Raw genomic sequence first — 19,919 nt, forward strand, 5'->3', positions numbered from 1 at the left:
AGCAGTGCCGACCCACTGACTATTGGCCATTGATGACATGCCATGCTCCCTGGCGGGTAGCCAGAAAGCATAATCGATTCAAATTGTGCCGATATGGAAAAATACTATCAAAAAATTCTTTTTTACATTTTCGTAGCTGTCTTTCAATGGACATGGATCCTCCCTGCAAGGTCAAGCCCCGTTGACTCAACCACGGTGATCCACGCCACCAACACGATACCACCTGCTGTTAAAGACGAACTCTACAGAACTTTTGAAGGGCTCACACTGACCACGGGGCAAGATAAGGCTATCGATCCCATTGTCATTTCGCAAGTTGTGGCCGACACCGTGGAAGTGAAGCGCGCCTATGCCCGGTCGTTGTTGGAGAAAGTGAAAAAAGACCAGCGCTTTGTCGAAGCACTGGATGCCCTTTCGGAAATTGAATTGCCCGTGGGCCTGGTCAAGTCCGGTGGTGCGGCCGACTACAGCATTCTCATCGACCGGATCACGATCACGCCAAAAGGTGCCATCCTTGATGTTTATGTTTCGCTCGCGCTTCCGCAGTCGGGCGATCACATTGCATTTCACGGCAACATACCCCTTTCCAATGACGGCGGCATTGCTGGCAACGCCAAAGTATTTTTAGTGGGCGATCACAACCTTAAATTCGGATCGTCCACACAACTCACCATCAAAGGCACCGAGCACACCTATGTAGAGTTTGACTGCAACGGCTTCAAAGGCGTAAGCATCGAGGCCATCCTGCAATTCTCGCGCGACCTCATTGTGCCCGAAGACGAAAACGGAAACCCCAGCAAAAATGAAAACGATCGCGTAAAAGTAGCATTAACCACATACGTCCAAAACCTGAACGACCTGATGTTGCGTGTCTCTATCCCGGCCTTTCAAATCAAGGGGCTTAATGGCTTTGGTTTTAAAGTAACGGAAGCCTTTCTGGACTGGAGCGACCTCGCCAATCCTCCCGGCATACAATTTCCCAAAGACTATCCATCGCCCTTTGTGCAGGCAGGCCAGCCGTTGCTATGGCAGGGATTTTACTTACAAAAACTGGAAATACGTTTCCCTCCCGCATTCGCGAAAAAAGACAGCCCCGGTCGCATAACCCTTGGTGTGGAACAGATGATCCTCGACGACCAGGGATTTACCGGGGAAGTATATGCCGATCATATATTCTCAGCAGGCGATATGAGCGGCTGGGCCTTCACGCTCGACCACGCCGAGCTGGCATTTGTGACCAACCAGGTGAAAGGATTCGAGCTGAGGGGAAAAATCTCCGTACCCAACCTCAAAAAGCAGAAAGACAACACCGCCACAGAATTTGGTTATATCGCCTCGCGTGACGTGAAAGGCGACTACATGTTTGCCGTGTCTATCCGTGAAGCGTTGCGACTACCCTTGTTCGCGGCCGACCTCACCCTACTGCCCGGCTCGTCTATTTCAGTGAAGGAAAAAGAAAACAAATTTTATCCCACAGCCATTCTCAACGGCGAGCTCACCATCAAAGCCTTAGAAAACGGACCCAAGGCCAGTTTCAACGGTATCGGATTCGAAGGCCTTCGCATCAGCAGTGAAGCGCCTCACTTTGATATCCAGTCGGTAAGTTTTGGAAAAGAGGGTAATGAACAGTCGATTTCAAAATTCCCGATAACCATCAAAAACATAGCGCTCAAAAAAGACGGACCAGACCGCATAGGCATCGGACTGGATGTTACGATCAACATCGCGGGCAAGTCGAGCGACGAAGGTTTTGGCGGCACGGCATCGCTAACGCTATGGGGCAAACGCGGAGAAGAAAACATTACACTGGCCAATGGAACAACAAGCACTCAAAAAGGAAGCTGGCAGTTCGATAAAGTAGAGTTGAGTGGCGTGGGGATAAACTTCAAAAAAGGTGGCGTGATCGAGATTGCCGGCATGATCAACTTCTTCGACAACGACCCGGTGTATGGCGATGGCTTCAAAGGATCGGTGTCGGGCAAAATACAAATCATCTCCCTGAACATTGAAGCCCTGTTCGGCCGCACACCCGAATTCCGCTATTGGTATGCCGATGCGTTGGTGGAGTTTAGCAGTGGCATTCCGCTGGTGCCCGGTTTTTCGGCCTATGGTTTTGGTGGGGGCTACTATTCACGGATGAAACAAAGCACCGATGGCAGCGGAAGCAGCATCGGCAGAAACGCCTCGGGCATCACCTATGTGCCCGACGCCAACACCATTGGCATAAAAGCACTGGTGAAATTTGGTGCCACCGCCAGCCAGGCGCCCTACAATGGTGACGTGATGTTGGAAGTAGCGCTGAACACACACGGCGGAATAAACTCTGTGACCTTCACGGGAAATCTGGTGGTGATGGCCCCCGTGTTGCCCGGTGCGTTGGATAAACTCAAGTCGTTGGCGTCGGCAGCCATCGGAGGCAAAGCTGATCAGTTGATGAAAGTGGTGGAAGGACAAGTTTCGGCCAGCGTAAAAATATTGTTCGACAATGTGAACGATGTTTTCCATGCCAACATGGACATCTACATCAACATTGTGGGCGGCATTGTGAAAGGCGTGGGCGCTAACAACCGGGCCGGGTGGGCCGTGATGCATTTTTCGCGCGACGAATGGTATGTATTGATCGGCACTCCCGACAAACCCATAGGCCTGGAGTTGTTGTGGTTGCTCAAGATCAAAAGTTATTTCATGATCGGCCAAAACCTGCCGGGCAGTCCGCCACCACCGAAATTGGTATCCGAGATTTTGGGAGGCAAAGACCTTGACTACATGCGCGACCTCAACGCGGCCAAGTCGGGCTTTGGTTTTGCCTTTGGCATAGACCTAAGTATGGACACGGGCGACGTAAGCTTCCTCATGTTCTACGGAAGGTTTGCAGCCGGCATCGGCGCCGATGTGATGGTAAAGAAATATGACGACCAATATCATTGCATAGGCTCAGACGAAACCATCGGCATCAACGGCTGGTTTGCCAACGGCCAGGCCTATGCGTACCTGATGTGCAAAATCGGAATCAAAGTAAGACTGCGGTTCTACAAAGGAAACTACGAGATCCTCAACTTTGGTGCTGCCGCGGTGATGCAAGCCAAAGGCCCCAACCCGTTTTGGATGCGCGGCATTGTGGGTGGATACTATCGTATTTTGGGTGGCCTGGTGAAAGGTCATTGCAATTTTGAAATAACCATCGGCAAAGAATGTAAAATAGTAGGCAACAGCAATCCACTGGCTGATGTCGACCTTATTTCCGAGTTGAGTCCGAAGAAAGGTGAAACCAACATCGACGTGTTCAACGCTCCTCAGGCAGCATTCAACATACCCATCGGCGATGTGTTTGCCATCACCGACATCGAAGGGCGTCGCCGATCGTTCAGAGGCCGATTGGTAGAATTCGCCGTAACAGAGGGTCAATCCACACTTCCCGGAAACATCCACTGGAACGACAACAACGACGTGGCTGCCTTCGACACACACGACGTGTTGCCCTCCAACAAAGAAATAAAAGTGCGCGTACGGTTGACTTTTGAAGAGCTGGTGAATGGCAGCTGGCAAACCTTGTTCTTCGAAGGAAAAAGAAGTGGAAGAAACCAAAGAAACAAACTTCACCTCGGGTGTTGGTCCGGACCACATACCGCCGTCTAACGTGCTGGTTTCTTACCCGATGGTGGAGCAATTGAATTTTTATCCCAAAGAATACAACCAGGGTTTCATCCAACTGCGCAAAGGGCAACCCGATCTCTTTAATCCTGGCCCCGAGTGGAAACAAGCGCTCTACTTTACCAATGTGGATGCAAAAACAAACCTATCCGCCACACTGAGTTATAGCGCTTCCGACAAACGCATTTCGTTCACCATACCCAATGGATTTCAAAATGACCGTCTGCACAAGCTGGAAATTCTGAACGTGCCCAGCGCCAATGCCCGGCTGGACGCCAACATCCAAAACGTGGAATCTAAAATTGAATCGACGGGCGATACACTCACCACAAAAAAGATTGAAGGCGATTTGGCCTTGCGCGATGCAAAGACCGTTTATGGCGCGCCCTTCCGCACCAGCAGGTTCAACACATTTGTCGAAAAGATGAAAGACATCAGGCTTCACAACACCATAAACGACCCGGCCGAAACAGGCGACCTCACCGTGCTGCGAAACTACATTCTTGGCGCCGAAGCCCTGGAAAAACTGGAGTTGGAAAAAATGGGCGAAGTAGGACCGATCACAAAAGCCGACGCCGTTTTGCAGGGAAATCATTGGTACGAATCGATTGTATATCCGCTCGTGTATCAAGGTTACCCATTGAATGGAAAATTCACAACAGACCGCGACACCACCGAATATGGAATGCCCGCAACACGGGCCGGCTATCTGAAACAACTTACGACCGCACCAACTCTGGACCCTGCTGCGCAGACCGCCACAGCTCCGACCCTGAGCGGCTACTTGTGGTACGACATCATGCGGCCGATGAAAGCCGACTTCAAAGACATACAACGCAAAATTGCCAACTATGTCGCAGACAAACCCAGCCTGATGAACGATCGATTTGAAAACATTCTCACAAAACCGTTCCCGTTCTACAGGCAAGGAAAATATTATATCCGAATCCGGTATCAACTACCCGGAACAACCCAAACAACGAGCAGTTATGATTTTGAACTATACAATGCTGTGCCGGATTAAGAAAGGGCTGGTGGTACTGTTCGTACTCCTCAGCCGATATAGTGTTGCCCAGAATGTGGCCGCAACACCACCGATGGATATTGGTGTGATCGCTCGCCCGTCTACAGATTCCATTGCGTTGCGCTGGGCGCCGGTGAACGTAGACACATGGCTGTTGGCCAATCAGTATGGCTATACCGTGGAGCGGTTTACGTTGGTGCGAAAGGGAAAACTATTACAATCGCACGAACGCAAGCGGCTCACGTCTGTCCCGGTCAAACCTTTGGAGGAAGCCGCTTGGGAAAAATTCACAAACAACAAGTATGGCATGATCGCCGCCCAGGCATTGTATGGCGAAACATTCCAACTAGACGTGGCCAACAGCAACGTGATGGACATTGTGAACAAAGCCAGGGAAGACGAACAACGGTTTTCAATCGCACTCTTTTGCGCCGACATGTCGCCGACCGTTGCCAAAGCGATGGGACTTTATTTGAACGACAGGTCAATAGAACGCGAAGTGAAATACCTGTATCGCATTTCGGTGATCACGCCAACCGACACCATTACGGGCAGCGCTTTCGTTGATACTGCCGAACGGTACAAGCTACCCTCTGTAAAAGACCTGGCAGCCGAAACTTCGGGCAAGGTTGTCACCCTGCAATGGAGCCAACTGCTGCTCTCTGATTATTATACTTCCTACGTGCTGGAACGCTCGGGAAATGGCGATGCGTTTGCCCCCATCAGCGACCTGCCCGGCGTAACGTTGAGCAAGAAGGGAAGGGAAGGCAAATTTCAATATGCGCTCGACACGTTACCTGCCCTGCAAGTAAACTACCAATATCGTGTGCGGGGTGTCACGCCATTTGGCGAATACGGTCCATTTTCGAACGTCGTGAATGTGACTGGTGTTAAAACGACATCATCGTCGGTGATCATCACGTCGGCCATAAGCCCAGACAATCGTAGCGTTGACATTCAATGGGAATTTCCTGTAGCAGAAAATGATGCACTGACAGGCTTTGACGTTACCCGGTCGCCAACATCTTCCGGACCATACAAAGCCATTCACAACGATCCGCTCCCCGCTACAGCAAGAACCTTCAAGGATGTAAAACCGCTACAGTCTAACTACTACAAGGTGAAAGCCAAAACGCTTTCGGGCAAAGAAATAATCTCGATGCCATATCTGGCGCTGTTGGTGGATAGCATTCCACCAGGAATACCCATTGGCCTGAGCGGAAAAGTGGATGAGTTTGGAAACGTGCGCGTCTACTGGAAAAAAAACAAAGATGCCGACATACTGGGATACCGGGTTTATCGAGCTTATTACTCCACCGAAGAGTTTTCTTTACTGACACCCGAACCGATCGCCGACACCACCTTCGCCGATAACGTGCAACTGAAAACACTGAACGAAAAAATTCACTACCAGGTCATGGCCATAGACCGCAGTCAAAACCACTCGGCACTATCGCTCACCCTAAGCCTTGCTCTGCCCGACAAGCTCCCTCCCATGCCACCGGTATGGCTGCCCTCGAAATCGACAAAAGACGGCGTTGTGTTGCGCTGGCAACCCAGCGGAAGCGTGGATGTTGTCCGATACGATGTCTATAAAAAAGGCGACCAACAACAATGGATAAGATTAACATCACAAGCCGCAACCGCAGATAGTCTATACACCTACACCGACGACAACCTGCGCGACAATCGCACGCACCACTACACCGTGGTGGCCGTAGACGAAGCGGGTCTGGAGTCGCCTCCAACATCTGTAGCCACCGGGTTCAAGTTACCTGTGCCGTTGCAAGCTATTGAGATGAATGTGCCGACTGTCGATCGTGAAAACAAACGCATCACCATAACCTGGCAACAATCCAGTCCGCCCGCGACCAGCTTCCGGGTGTATAAAAAAACAAATGACGGTCCGATGCAACTATACACGACGGTAAAAGAAACGGACTTTATCGATACGGCATTGATACCGGGCGATCGATGCACCTATCAAGTAGTGGCGGTCTTTGAGAACGGCGCCTTATCGCAGTTTGGCAAAATGGTGGAAGTGCAATTTTAAAAAACATTCGAATCATGAAACGTATCGTATTGATGACATTGGTTTGTGTAGCGACGACCTGTTCGTTCGGCCAGGGATGGGTGATTGAATTTCAACGCCCTGAAGAATGTGGGTACCTTGCACAAATGTCTATTGGCTTGAGTGGAAATGGATTTTCGGTTACAGAAATCAACGAAACATCCAATCCACCGCGCATAAAAGGCGAGACGTGGAACCAAGGGAGGGGCAAAATATTACACGTAGGAATATCCTTTTCCTTTGGAGGTGTTTCGTGCGGTACGTTCGATTTCGGAAGCGGAGAGTATGAAATCAGTGCAAACGAAGGCAACTGCGCCTTCTCAGGTCAGGTGCAGGTGCGATCAACAAACAATCCAGCCAACTCCTACTATGTTGATTTTACATATTGGCCACGCTTGACCGCTAAACCTACAGTAACCTGCAGCACGGTTACGCTGTTGACGAACCAGTGCGAGAGCGGTCCTCAGGCTTGGGAAATCAGCGATAACCCAGCCGCCCCGTTCAGACCATTATCGGTAACGTCGTTGACGGCTCAGGACTTAACCAATCTTGGCTTCCCAGATCCATACGCAACCTTCCATGTGCGCGTGAACGATCGTGACCGACCGGGAAGAATGAGCGAAATAAAAAGTTTCAAACTCTTAGCACCACCGCCAACTGTGTCAGTCGCATTGCAAACCGATGCACGTTGCTTTGGTCAGTCAAACGCTTCGATCACGTTCAACATTACAAATTCGAATTCAGCGATCAACCGGTTCAGGGTAATATGCAAAAACCTATCCACCGGCTTTGAATTTCCAAAGGAGAATTTATCCTCAGGCAACAATCTACTTGATGGATTAACGGGCGACAGTTGGGAGTTTAAGATAATTAATAATACCAGGGATGATATCTACGGTGCATGCTTTACCACGCAAACAAGACAATTGAATCAGCCCGATGTTGTAGCTATCTCTTTCAACACACCGGGTTACAACGGTTTCCCGATAAAATGCAGTGGTGGAAGCGATGGCGAAACCACTGCGATAGGCACAGGTGGTGTTGGCGGTTACAAAGATTTCAGCTGGAACACCGGGGCCACTTCCGACCATCTTACGGGACTTGCTGCAGGTACATATACAGTATCGCTAAGAGATGCCAACGATTGCCCGGCACAAGGGCAGGTGACGATAACCCAGCCACCTCAGCTTCAGGTGTCATTATCTCCCTCCGCGACCTACAACGGTTACCCTGTCAGCTGTTGGAACAAAGCGGATGGTGCGCTGCAAGCAAATGCTACTGGCGGAGTTTCTAACTACACCTACATCTGGTCTACAGGGTCCTTTGCCAGCGCCGCTACCGGGCTTGCTACGGGCAATTATCGCGTGACGGTGACCGATGGAAATACCTGCACGGCTTCGGCTACTATCGCACTAACAGCGCCAGCGCCCATTAACTTCACAATAAACCAACTAACAGCGTTGGCCTGTGCCAACGATCAAACGGCTTCGCTGGAAGGACGGTCAGTTGTTAATACGATCGGAACCGTAAATTATCAATGGTCATCCGGAGAGACTTCGCCTTCTATCATCAATAAGGGTGCGGGCAATTATTCTCTTACCGTATCCGACGACCAAGGTTGCAGCACGACAAAATCAATGACGATCAATGCTCCAGCAGCGTACACGGTATCGTTGGCCCCGACCTCGAACTTCAACGGCAGCCCCATCAAATGTCACGGCGACAACAATGGAGAACTGATGGCCACCGTAAAAGATCCTGCCGGAACAATCATGAGTGGTGAATATTATCTATGGACCCGCGATGGCGTAAAATTAACGGAAGGCGTCACGGTTGCCTCGATCGATCAGTTGGTAAAAGGACAGTACAAGGTAACCATCACCTACAATCGCGTATGCCAGGTGGAAGCGTTATTCTTGCTTTCCGAGCCCGACGAAATTACCGTGAACGCTCAAGCAACCACAAGCTACAACGGCCAGCCGGTAAGTTGTTACAACGCGACCGACGCCAACATTCGCGCCACAGCGCATGGCGGCACGGGCAGCTATTTTTATCAGTGGGATACCGGAGCAAACACTGCGTTGCTTAGTAATGTCGGTGCTGGAGAGTATACCGTAACGGTGAAAGACGCCAATCAATGCGAAAGCCAAACCGCGATTACCGTAGCTAATCCTGACGCAGTTGCAGCATCGGTTTTATCAGTATCCGACTACTCAGGCTTTGGCATTTCATGTAAAGGAGCCCATGACGGAAGCATCACTGCAAAAGGCACAGGAGGCACAGGTCATTATACCTACAGGTGGTCTACGGGGCAAACGACCGCGTCTCTCACCAATTTGATTGCAGGAACCTATAACCTCATGGTGTCAGACAACAACGGTTGCCAGGGAACACTGCAGCAAATCTTAACCGAGCCGGCTTTACTCATTGCATCTGTCCTCGACAAGAAAAACATTTCCTGCTACGGCGGCAACAACGGAGAAATTGAAGTAACCGCACAAGGCGGAGCCGGTAACTATTTTTTTTCAAAAGACAACAGCACAAACTGGCAGACCGCGCAAACATTTTCCATGCTCACACCGGGTTCGTATACCTTAACAACGCGCGACGCCAACAACTGCGTAGCAGCCACAACGACCTCGCTGACACAACCCAGCGAGATCGCCATAACTTTTGTGAATGTTCAACAAGCGTTTTGCAACAACCCCGCAGGAGCGGCACGCGCGGTGGTAACGGGAGGCGTGGGCAACTATACATACGCCTGGCAAGATGATCAATCGACGACACTCGATACCGACGACAATCTATCCAACGCGAAGGGCGGCATTTATACCTTGATTGTTCGCGATGGCAACACATGCGAGATGCGCTCCCATGTTGCCATCACGAGCACCGACGGAGCAACGTCAACATACGTGTCTACACCCGCCAACTGCTTCGACTCTGCAGACGGCACGGCCATCATCACCATCACCCAAGGCGATGGCCCTTTTTCCATCCAGTGGCCAGACCAGCAAACCACATTGGCTGCTACACAGTTGAGACGAGGCACCTACAACGTGCTCATCACCGATGCGCACCAATGCACGGTCGTGCAACCCGTGGAAATAACAGCCCCCGATTCCCTGGGGCTGGTGCTAAAAACAGCGATGCCACCCTCGTGCCAGGGCCGTTGTGACGGACAGATAATATTAGCCGGTGCCGGGGGAGTTGGATCATACCGCTACAACTGGAATGGTCAATCACTACCCAACCAAACCCAGCTGTGTGCCGGGCAGTATCCCGTAACGATAAAAGATGGGCACGGCTGCGAATTTACTCAAACATTAACGTTAGCGCAGCCCGAACCCTTGAGCATAAATGTGGTAAACCAAACATTGCCCACCTGCAAAGACAAATGCGACGGTGCGTTGCAGATAGAAGGTAAGGGTGGCAACGGCGTATATAGCTATGCTTGGGCTGCTGGAGGAACCACAAACACAATCGACAAAATTTGCCCCGGAAGTTATACAGTCACCGTCACAGATCAGAAGCGCTGCACGAGTAGCCACACCGTAACGTTAGACAACGTCCCCCCCATTCCTGTAGACCTTGGGGGTGGCGTGACTTTGTGCGTAGGCCAGACCTACACCCTTCGCGCAGGCACAAACTGGTCACACATAAATTGGACCAGCGATGTGGGACTTGCTAGCACAGCGGAGAACATCACAATCAAAGACCCGGGAAGCTACTGGCTTAAAGTAACAGACTCACAGGGTTGCGTTGGTCAGGATACTTTTCTATTACAAACATCTTACGATTTGCTGAAGACAACATTCCTGCTGCAGGACGAAGCACAAGTGCGGGACACTGTTACCATGATCGACATATCGTGGCCATTGCCCGAACAGATTGCGTGGCACTATCCACCAGAGATGAAAGTGCTGCAAGACAAAGGCGATGTTCTCTTTGGTCAATTTGCAACGACGGGCACCTATGAGATTGGCCTTGATGCCTATCTGGGACAATGCCACGACCAGCTAACAAAAACGATACGGATAATAGACGCAGACGATGAGCAATCAGGAGGCCGTTTGGGCTATGAGGAATATGTAGTATCGCTCACGATGTATCCCAACCCAAACAGCGGCACTTTCGAAGTGGATGTTACGCTGGCAGAAGTAGCGCCGATTGCACTGAGCGTGTGGCATGCTCCGACATGGAGACTATTGGACAAAACCGAGCGCAGCGGCAAGGATTCATACAGGGTTGCGTATCAACTCAAGTTGAGTCCCGGCACATATATCCTGAGGCTTGATCACAGTCATGGGAAGAAGTATGTCAGGTTTGTAGTTTACTGACAGAGATGTTTTGTTGTGTGCATCCTGCTAGAAAAAACGCCGACAAGCCAACGCTCTCATAATATTATGTCCTTATCTGCTAACGACACCTTAAGCTCCGGCGTAAGCAGATGTAGAATGATCCAGGCCAGTAAATAGGCAGAGCCCGCCACGACAAATAGTGGTCCGTAGGCATGCGTCGATTCCAACAGGAAGCCCGCTGTGGTCGCGCCAAACATTCCGCCGATGGCGCCCACCGTGCTGCCAATGCCAACCGCGGAGCCAACGGCATGTCTTGGAAACATGTCGCTGGGCAACGTAAGCAAATTTGCCGACCAAGCCTGATGGGCAAACAAGGCCAAACCAATCAACGCCACGGCCACCTGCAAATCGTCTGTCTGCGAGGCAAAATATACCGGCGTGACGGTGAATGCCGCCAGCAGCATCGTCACCTTCCGACTCCGCGCCACCGACCACCCCCGCCGGATCAGGAACGACGACAGCCATCCGCCCACCATACTCCCCACATCAGACATCACATAGATGATCATGATGGGCACGCCAATCTTGTCGAGTGTGAGGCCAAACTGGCTGTTGAAGAATTTCGGGAGAAAGAAAAAGTAAAACGAAAAAATGGGATCGGACAAAAACTTCGCCCACGCAAACGCCCACGTCTGTTTGTATTTGAAAAGCTGTCGCCACGGAATGTCGTGTGTGGGCTCTGGTGGATCGCTTTGAATGTAGGCCAACTCTGCCGCGCTCACCTTAGGATGGACATTCACCGGCCGATAGGTTGCTAGCCAAAACACCAGCCATACAATGCCCGACAACCCCGTGAGCACAAACGCCCACTCCCACCCGTAGCGAATGGCAATGACCGGCACAACCAGCGGTGCCACGATAGCGCCAATGCTACTGCCCGACAAAAAAATGCCCGTGGCCAGCGACCGCTCTTTTATGGGAAACCATTCCGCCACCACTTTCACGGCTGCCGGAAAATTGCCTGCCTCGCCCAAACCCAACGCAAAACGCGCCACGCCAAAACCAACGGCCGTGCGCGCGCCGGCATGCACCACTGCCGCTATGCTCCACACCAACACCGCGAACGCGTAGCCACGCCGGCTCCCGTAGTTGTCCATGATCTTTCCCATGAACAGAAAGCCAATGGCATAGGCCACCTGAAAGGCTGTGACGATGAGGCCATAGTGCGAGTCGCTCCAATGCAATTCGGCTTGAAGCTGCGGCGCAAGAATACCCAACACTTGCCGATCGATGTAGTTGATGGCGGTGGCGAAGAAGAGCAGGGCGCAGATGCGCCAACGGTAGTAGCCCACGGCGACGCCTGAGTTCAATAGTTCTGTCTGTGCCAATGCCGATCAATAGTAAGAAACTAAGATAGTTTGTTTAATCGAATTTCCGCTGCATACTATTGCCTCTATGCATATGTAAAGTACCAAACACCATATGATGTTCCTCACCAATGGCGTTTGTCGAAAACCGTTGGCGAGTGACGAACACCCGCTGCATTGATCTAATAATCCGCCATTTTCAGAAGGGTTTGCGTTACTTCATCACGGCATAGCAAGTGTCTATGATCGCGTGTTAATCCTTAACATTTACAAATATGAAAAACATTATCGTTTTCGCCGGCTTCGGTCTGGCGCTGTTTTCGCTTGTGGGTTTCGGGATGCTGTCATCCGATCGTAGCGGCGACATCGACGCATCGGAAGCTGACGCAATCCAGCGCATGATCGTGCAGGAAACAGCAGCCTACTTCAACCGCGACAGCACCGCCCTCTTCAGTTTCTACGCCGACGACGACATCACACAAAGCACCTGGAACAACGCGGAAGGGTCGTATGGAACCTATAAGGGGCTTATAAACATCCGAAAAAACTTCTCCGCCTATTTCCGCAAAAATCCTATCCCGCAACCTCAACCCAATATAGAAAGGTCGCAGTGGCAGTTCAGAAAACTTTCATCCGATTGGATGTGGGTGAACTTCCTTCAGAAAACCGATGGCCCAAAAGGCGAACGTTATACTAACTACGAAACGCGTCTGCTCAGGAATGTGAACAATCAATGGAAAATCGTTGTCATGTATTCTCTTGGCGATCATGGCCATCCACATCCGTAAGCGATTGGCATGGTGGCGGTGCGTTGAGGCAAACACGCACTGACTAAATTCTTTCCTTGCTTAGTGTTGTAAAAAAAGCGGGGCCTCATCATAAATGATGAGGCCCCAACCCGTTTGCGAAATATCCTAAACCTGCCGTAAAACTAAGCACAGCATTTTTCGCGCACGGAACCTGAATGTTACACTATTGTTAATTTTGGAAAGAAAAAACGCCCCTCCACACGAGATTCACGAAAAAACGCCTAAAAACCATACATAGCCACGCCGTTGCTTGAGACGGGCTTGATGGCGAGAGATAGGCAATGCGTTGTATGAACCTGCCGGGAAGGGCACACATCACCAAAAAACTTACTTCGTAAGGTTCCGGAATCCAAAACTTGAATCAGGTAAATATTTATGACGAACATTACTTTCAGAAACCAAAACATAAACAATGAAACACGTTACCGTTGAGATTCATCAAAGTCCCATGCATTTTTACACGCTGCTCGCCGCCGGTCTCCTCTTTCTTAATGCCTGTAGTGACGACGTGGTGGATGCTGTGACCGAACAAATTCCCGACACCGAAAGCATCTTCACCGTGAAAGCGGGAGGCACCGGTTCGGACTACCCCACCAACATCACCGTGGATGCCGATGGCAACACGTACATGACCGGTCAATTTGCCGGAAAAGCATTCTTCGATACAAAAGAGATTCAATCAACCGGCGCAGAAAATATGTTTCTCGCGAAGTTCGACGCCGAAGGCAAAGCCGTGTGGGTGAGCCAGGGTGGCGGCGAAAAACACGACGAAGGTCGCTCCGTGAAAGTTGACGGCGACGGCAACGTGTATGTGACCGGCTACTTTCAAGGTTCCGCCACATTTGGCGCCACGGCGTTGCAAACCGCAGGTGACCTCGACATCTTCCTGGCCAAGTATAATGCTTCCGGCGATTTGCTGTGGGTGAAGAAAGCCGGTGGCGAAGGCTACGATCGCGGCTATGCCCTCGACCTTGACGCCGACGGCAACGTGTATGTGGTAGGTCAATTCACAAGACTTGCCTTTTTCGACGCCTCCACCGTAGTGTATGCCGGCGATGTTACCACCGGAACATTCCTGGTGAAGTATAATCCTTCCGGCGACGTGGTGTTTGCGCGCAGCTCCACCGGCGTAAGCTATAGCGAAGGCAATGCATTGGTGGTATCAGCCGCCGGTGAAAGCTACCTCAGTGGAAGCTTTACGGAGACCATGAAGTTCGGCACCACCACGCTGGAAGCCCAGGGCAAGCTCGACTTGTTCATTGCAAAATATAACGCCGACGGCACACTGGCGTGGGCAAAACGCGAGGGCAGCTCAGGCACAGAAGCCAACCGCGGCATGAGCCTCGATGCCTCCGGCAACCTGTATGTGACCGGCTTTTTCGAGGGCACCACCACGCTGGGCACCACATCGTTCGCGAGTGCTGGTGATCAGGATATTTTCCTTGCCAAATATAATACCTCCGGCGATAACCTGTGGGCCATCAAGGCGGGTGGCCCCGGCAGAGACCGGAGCTATGCCGTGAACCACGACGCCAACGGAAGTCTTTACCTCACCGGCGACTTCATGGGATCGCTTTCCATTGGCACCAACACCCTTGTGGCATCGGGCGATGCCGAGATATTCGTGGCCCGCATCAGCGCGGCAGGCGACGTGGCCTGGTCTAAGAAAGCAGGAGGCATTGGCGAAGACGGCGGCTACTCAGCCAACGTAGACGCCAACGGCGATGTGTATCTGGGCGCCTACTTTCAGGACGTGGTGTCGTTTGGCGCCACCGAATTGACTTCGTCCGGCGATCACGATATCGTGCTGTGGAAATTCAAACAATAGCGTAGAACTGGAATGGCCTTTTATTTCAGGAAGGTTGCTCCAAGTTCATATCATTCTTAAAAAACGGGCCCGACAAAATCGGGCCCGTTTTTTTTCAGCGCTTTTTTGTGGAACCCACTGTAGGAATTTCGCAAGGCCCGCACGTATCTTGTTGCCATGAATTTGAAAGCACTGACGTTCGGGTTTTTGTTTTGTTTTTATAACGCGCTCGTGGTGGCGCAGGGAGCCTTTCAGGTTGTGCCCCTCGGCGTGAAAGGCGGCGCGGACGAAAGCAATCTTTCCGCTTATCTAGTAGGCGCGCCAGGCGCAAATGCATTTGTGTGTCTCGATGCGGGCACCGTACGTTCGGGAATTGACAAGGCTATTGCCACGGGCGCATTGAAAGGCACAGCATCCACTGTGCTGAAGGAAAACATAAAAGGTTATCTCATTTCTCATCCACACCTCGATCACGTAGCCGGCATGATTCTCAACTCGCCCGATGACTCGGCAAAACCGTTGTATGGATTGCCCTTTTGTCTCGACGTGATCAAGGAAAAATATTTCAGCTGGAAGAGCTGGGCCAACTTTGGAAACGAGGGCGAGAAACCCACACTAAACAAATATCGCTACTCACCGCTGGTGCCCCAGCAAGAAACTTCGCTGGAACAAACTACCCTGAGTGTCCAAGCCTTTGAACTTAGTCACTCCACCCCAGGCCAGAGCACTGCGTTCCTTATCCGGCAAGGCGACAACTACCTGCTCTACCTCGGCGACACCGGTGCCGACAACATTGAACAATCGAACAAGCTTGCATCGCTCTGGCAACACATGGGCCCATTGATCAAGACAAAAAAATTGAAAGCCATTTTCATTGAAGTATCGTTTCCCAACGAACAACCTTCCAAGTTGCTCTTCGGACATTTAACACCCGCGCTGTTGTTTCAGGAATTGTCGGCGCTTGACAAAGCCGCTGATCATTCGATCAAAGGTCTGCCCGTGGTAGTCACACACATGAAACCAAACGATGATCACGAAGCAAAAATCAAGAGCCAGTTGCAGACGTCGAATTCGCTGGGTGTTAACCTGATTTTTCCGGAGCAGGGAAAGGCGATAGCGTTTTAAGTTGTATTTACGCGTCATCAAATTCGTTGACACAGTCAACGGTCATCACAACAACATTCATAAAGTTGTAGAGAACTTTCCCCAAATCATTTCATCGCGCACACGCTCCTTAAGCGCTACATTTCCCAATACAAGATTTATACTTTCAGTTTTGGCACGTTCGATTACTCCATCGTTGTTCAAACTGTGATTTCAAGCGATTCCGGCACTGGCTAACTTTTTGACTCCTGCGATCACGACTCGATGACGGTACCGCTTCACTGGCGCTTCGCCATCCACACTTTTTGGTCAGCACCCTAAGGCTGCACAGGAGACGGGATGAAGGGATGATTTTTTTGAAAAGGTGACTTGATTCAGTTCAATTTTTTATTAAACCAAAAAGTATGATGAAACACTATGTTTTACCAGTGGCGTTGGCCTTTCTCTGTGCAGATGTTTATGCGCAGGACGCCAAGACCGACTCAGAAGACATGTATGAACTGTCGTTGGAAGAATTGATGACTATCAACATTGTTTCCGCTTCGAAAAAATCGGAATCAACGTTTGAAGCACCCGTTACGAGTTATGTAGTCACCCGTCAGGACATCCTCAACAGCGGGGCCACGTCCATTCCCGATGCGCTGCGCTTAGCGCCCGGCCTTATCGTGCGCGAAATTGCCAATGGCTCCTATGACGTGTCGATCCGCGGTGGCAAAGACAACCTGCCCTCGCATCAGTTCACCTATCTGAACACGTCGATCCTGGCCATGATCAACGGCCGCCCGGTGTTTAACTATCTGCAAGGCGGAACGTATTGGGAAAATCTCCCGATCGACATCGCCGACATCGAACAAATTGAAATTGTATACGGACCCAATGCGCCACTCTACGGTCCCAACGCGGTGGATGGTGTGATCAACATCATCACACGCAAAGGCGCCGGCGACGCAAAAACATATGCCACGGCCACAACACAGTTTGGCAAGAGCAGTATTTTCTCTGCGCTGGTCGGCACAAAACTTTCAGACAAATGGGAGCTCAGCGTATCGGCCAACAATACCAATCGCAAGCGTGCCGTCACCGAATTCTTCGACTCCAATCAGGACGCGTTCATCACCGACCTGAAGCAATCGACCAACCCGGTTTTGGCAACCGATCCGTTCAGCTATTATCCCGATCCCTCGGTGAGCGCGAAGCGCAGCGGTGCAAACTTCAACTTATACTTCACGCCCACATCCAAAACGGTGTTCACGCTGAACTCCGGCTACAACGACAACCGCACCATTTCGGGAATCAACGCGGGCTCGACTGTGAACCAGATGAGCAACTCCAGCTTTCACCACCTGTTGAAAGCAGAAGTGAACAACTTCACGTTCCAAACATCCATTCTCAGCGGCCGACAAGCACTGGTCGGAAACGTGTCGGAATACAACTATGACTACGTGACGATCGACAACTATCTCGACTACAACCTGAAGGTGAACGAAAAGCTGAGTCTTCGTCCTGCGTTGAGCTATCAGAACGCAACCATCGACGACAGGAAGTTCACGGTGGATGTGAACAAAACCGGCTTGTTCAACAACAAGGCCACCATGTATAACTATGCGGCCTCGTTGAAAGCCGACTACTCTCCCATCCCCGCCGTGCGCATCATCGGCGCCGTGCGTGCCGACAAGTTCAAAGCTCCGGACGATACTTACATTTCGTATCAGGGCATTGTGAACTACAAACTGAACAGCAAGAACATGGCGCGTTTCCTGGCCGGCCGTTCTTATGCCGGATCGTTTATCAACCAGGCCTATTCCAATTTCTCTGTCAGCGACAACGCCTTTGCCAAAGTGATCGCCATGGGCAACGACGATCTGAAGCTGTTGCAAAACAACATCCTGGAACTCGGCTACCGTTCGCAGCTGACACGCGCCATCAGCATCGACATTAGTTTGTTCGATCAGCAGTACAGCAATTTTTCTGCGCAACTCACCCGCGTCACAAAAGAGCCTGTATTTTTCCCCGTGCCACAACAAGGCGAGTTTTCATTGCTCTATCAAAACATCGACCTGAAGTCGCACCAGCAAGGCGCCACCGTAACGGTGAATATGTTTGTGGGCAAAGTGAACATCCGTCCCTTTGTGACGCTGCAACAAACCAAGCTCACAAACTACAGCCCGTATTACAACGAGTATCATCCGATGTTCTATCCTGTCTACAACATCGACAACAAAGCTGATCAGAAAAGTGACTACACGCCGAGCAGCTTTGGAGGTTTGTATGTGAACGTACCCGTGAGCAAATGGAATTTCAACGTGAGCAGCTACTACTATAGCCACTACAAACTCAACGGCATCAGCAGTGTGAATCAAAGCACCGGCGAGCTCATTGCCCGCGACATCGAAAACATCGACGGCAAACTGATCTTCAATGCAAACCTGGGTTATAAGTTCACACCCAACTTCACCGTCTTCGCCAACGGCCGAAACCTCTTCGGTCAGAATGCGCGCGAATCCTACGGCTCCGATCAAATCGGACGTATGGTGATGATGGGGCTGAACGTGAATTTGTAAGGACAGACCATCACACCCGAACCCGGAGCACCGACCTTTTTGTGTCGGGGCTTTGGGGTTTGAGTTTTTTTTGCAAAAAGACTCATTCGACCATCCCAACCCTGCACCTGGGGTGTGGGAATGGGGAAATATTTGTTTCATTTTGGGCTTTTCTCGCCAACCTAACCCCGCGTTCTACCGGGGTCCCCAGGCAAAAACCGGGTTTCGGCTCAAAATTGAAGGCTTACCCCGGTGCCATCCCACGGTATATATACCCGGTACTCAATTTGCAGTCTACTTGGGTGACACCCGTGTGTTTACCCTAACCACCTCACTTATGAAAACTCAAATTTTTGGCGTGCTGTTGGTCGGCTTGGCGATGTTGGGATGCTCGAAAGACCCTCTGCAACAAATTACGCCGCCCGATACCAATACTCCTCCGGACGACACCACCGCCACACATCCGACAACACCCGACAAAGGCACGCACACCCCCATTCCACTCGGCACCAATGCTGCACCGTATGGTTATTACGTCTATACACCCGAGAACTATGCCAGCGATACCACTACCGGAAAAGAATTTCCGGTGCTGATCTTTCTGCATGCTTCCGGCGAGAACGGCAATAGCCAAACGTCTCCTTCTGAGTTAGATAAGATTCTCGTGAGCGGACCGCCGCTCATGATCAAAAGCAACACCTGGTCACCTCCACATCCTATGGTGGTGGTATCGCCACAGTGCCACGAAGGATGGTGGGATCGCGACAACTTGCGCATATTCATTCGCTTTATCAGCGAGACCTATAGTGTTGACACTACGCGCATTTACCTCACCGGTGTGAGCATGGGTGGCAACGCTGCCATGGACCAGCTCAATTCATTCGAAGACAATCAGATTGCTGCCGCGGTGCCCATTGCCGGCGGTGGTGTGATGAACGACTTGTTCACACAACGCATTTCGGAGGTTCCCGTGTGGATGTTTCATGGTCAGGAAGACAAGACGGTGCTCCCGGACTATTCTATGGCCCTGGTGCTTGCTGTGAATGACCTTGACCCTCCTGTGCACGCCAAGCTGACGCTCTATTCAGGCATTGGTCACGACTGTGGCGACATGACCTACAATGGCACGGGCATGGGCAAAGAGAATCCTTCCTTCGATCGTTTCGATATGGATATCTTCACCTGGATGTTTAAATACACCAAGCCTCCGACAGGACACTGATACGTCAAAAAAACAAATTAGCA

10 protein-coding genes are annotated in these 19,919 nt (G+C 51.0%); 9 read left to right on the plus strand and 1 reads right to left on the minus strand.

Annotated features, from left to right (window positions below):
* The first annotated feature begins 93 nt into the window (after window positions 1-93).
* The 4 genes from JI741_RS00495 to JI741_RS00510 all read left to right on the plus strand — a co-directional run bounded on the left by JI741_RS00495 (window position 94) and on the right by JI741_RS00510 (window position 11,086).
* Window positions 94-3,636, plus strand: coding sequence for a hypothetical protein (locus JI741_RS00495; protein ID WP_202006642.1), 3,543 nt, complete (start codon window positions 94-96; stop codon window positions 3,634-3,636).
* A complete protein-coding gene (locus JI741_RS00500; RefSeq protein ID WP_202006643.1) occupies window positions 3,572-4,675 on the plus strand; it encodes a hypothetical protein in 1,104 nt (367 codons plus the stop codon). The genes JI741_RS00495 and JI741_RS00500 overlap by 65 nt, the downstream gene beginning before the upstream one ends.
* Window positions 4,641-6,728 carry a fibronectin type III domain-containing protein gene (locus JI741_RS00505; RefSeq protein ID WP_202006644.1) on the plus strand — a complete coding sequence of 696 codons (2,088 nt, stop codon included), beginning with the start codon at window positions 4,641-4,643 and terminating at the stop codon, window positions 6,726-6,728. Before JI741_RS00500 ends, JI741_RS00505 begins: the two co-directional genes overlap by 35 nt.
* 944 nt (window positions 6,729-7,672) lie before the next feature.
* A complete protein-coding gene (locus JI741_RS00510) occupies window positions 7,673-11,086 on the plus strand; it encodes a SprB repeat-containing protein (protein ID WP_202006645.1) in 3,414 nt (1,137 codons plus the stop codon).
* A 56-nt stretch (window positions 11,087-11,142) separates the two neighbouring features.
* Here the strand turns inward: JI741_RS00510 and JI741_RS00515 are convergent, their stop codons facing one another.
* Window positions 11,143-12,417 (minus strand): MFS transporter, encoded by a 1,275-nt coding sequence (locus tag JI741_RS00515; RefSeq protein ID WP_236675808.1) that lies wholly within the window; start codon window positions 12,415-12,417, stop codon window positions 11,143-11,145.
* A 272-nt stretch (window positions 12,418-12,689) separates the two neighbouring features.
* Here JI741_RS00515 and JI741_RS00520 point away from each other — a divergent pair, with 272 nt between their 5' ends.
* The 5 genes from JI741_RS00520 to JI741_RS00540 all read left to right on the plus strand — a co-directional run bounded on the left by JI741_RS00520 (window position 12,690) and on the right by JI741_RS00540 (window position 19,896).
* Complete coding sequence (locus tag JI741_RS00520; protein ID WP_202006647.1) at window positions 12,690-13,202, plus strand: Cif family virulence factor; 513 nt, start codon at window positions 12,690-12,692, stop codon at window positions 13,200-13,202.
* Window positions 13,203-13,635: 433 nt separating this feature from the next.
* A complete protein-coding gene (locus tag JI741_RS00525; RefSeq protein ID WP_202006648.1) occupies window positions 13,636-15,051 on the plus strand; it encodes an SBBP repeat-containing protein in 1,416 nt (471 codons plus the stop codon).
* Between the two features lie 156 nt (window positions 15,052-15,207).
* The gene (locus JI741_RS00530) at window positions 15,208-16,155 is read left to right on the plus strand and encodes an MBL fold metallo-hydrolase (RefSeq protein WP_202006649.1); all 948 of its coding nucleotides are present in this window, start codon (window positions 15,208-15,210) and stop codon (window positions 16,153-16,155) included.
* Window positions 16,156-16,538: 383 nt separating this feature from the next.
* Window positions 16,539-18,695, plus strand: coding sequence for a TonB-dependent receptor plug domain-containing protein (locus JI741_RS00535; RefSeq protein ID WP_202006650.1), 2,157 nt, complete (start codon window positions 16,539-16,541; stop codon window positions 18,693-18,695).
* 316 nt (window positions 18,696-19,011) lie between these two features.
* Complete coding sequence (locus JI741_RS00540; RefSeq protein ID WP_202006651.1) at window positions 19,012-19,896, plus strand: carboxylesterase family protein; 885 nt, start codon at window positions 19,012-19,014, stop codon at window positions 19,894-19,896.
* Window positions 19,897-19,919 lie beyond the last annotated feature (23 nt).

Origin of the sequence: Chryseolinea lacunae, assembly GCF_016735595.1 — a bacterium.
Lineage (GTDB): Bacteria > Bacteroidota > Bacteroidia > Cytophagales > Cyclobacteriaceae > Chryseolinea > Chryseolinea lacunae.

What these genes read in the sequence shown, in the direction of transcription:
- JI741_RS00495 (WP_202006642.1), top strand. Translation starts at nt 94, where the DNA reads ATGGAAAAATACTATCAAAAAATTCTTTTTTACATTTTCGTAGCTGTC.
- JI741_RS00505 (WP_202006644.1), top strand. Translation starts at nt 4,641, where the DNA reads ATGATTTTGAACTATACAATGCTGTGCCGGATTAAGAAAGGGCTGGTG.
- JI741_RS00520 (WP_202006647.1), top strand. Translation starts at nt 12,690, where the DNA reads ATGAAAAACATTATCGTTTTCGCCGGCTTCGGTCTGGCGCTGTTTTCG.
- JI741_RS00525 (WP_202006648.1), top strand. Translation starts at nt 13,636, where the DNA reads ATGAAACACGTTACCGTTGAGATTCATCAAAGTCCCATGCATTTTTAC.
- JI741_RS00530 (WP_202006649.1), top strand. Translation starts at nt 15,208, where the DNA reads ATGAATTTGAAAGCACTGACGTTCGGGTTTTTGTTTTGTTTTTATAAC.
- JI741_RS00535 (WP_202006650.1), top strand. Translation starts at nt 16,539, where the DNA reads ATGATGAAACACTATGTTTTACCAGTGGCGTTGGCCTTTCTCTGTGCA.
- JI741_RS00540 (WP_202006651.1), top strand. Translation starts at nt 19,012, where the DNA reads ATGAAAACTCAAATTTTTGGCGTGCTGTTGGTCGGCTTGGCGATGTTG.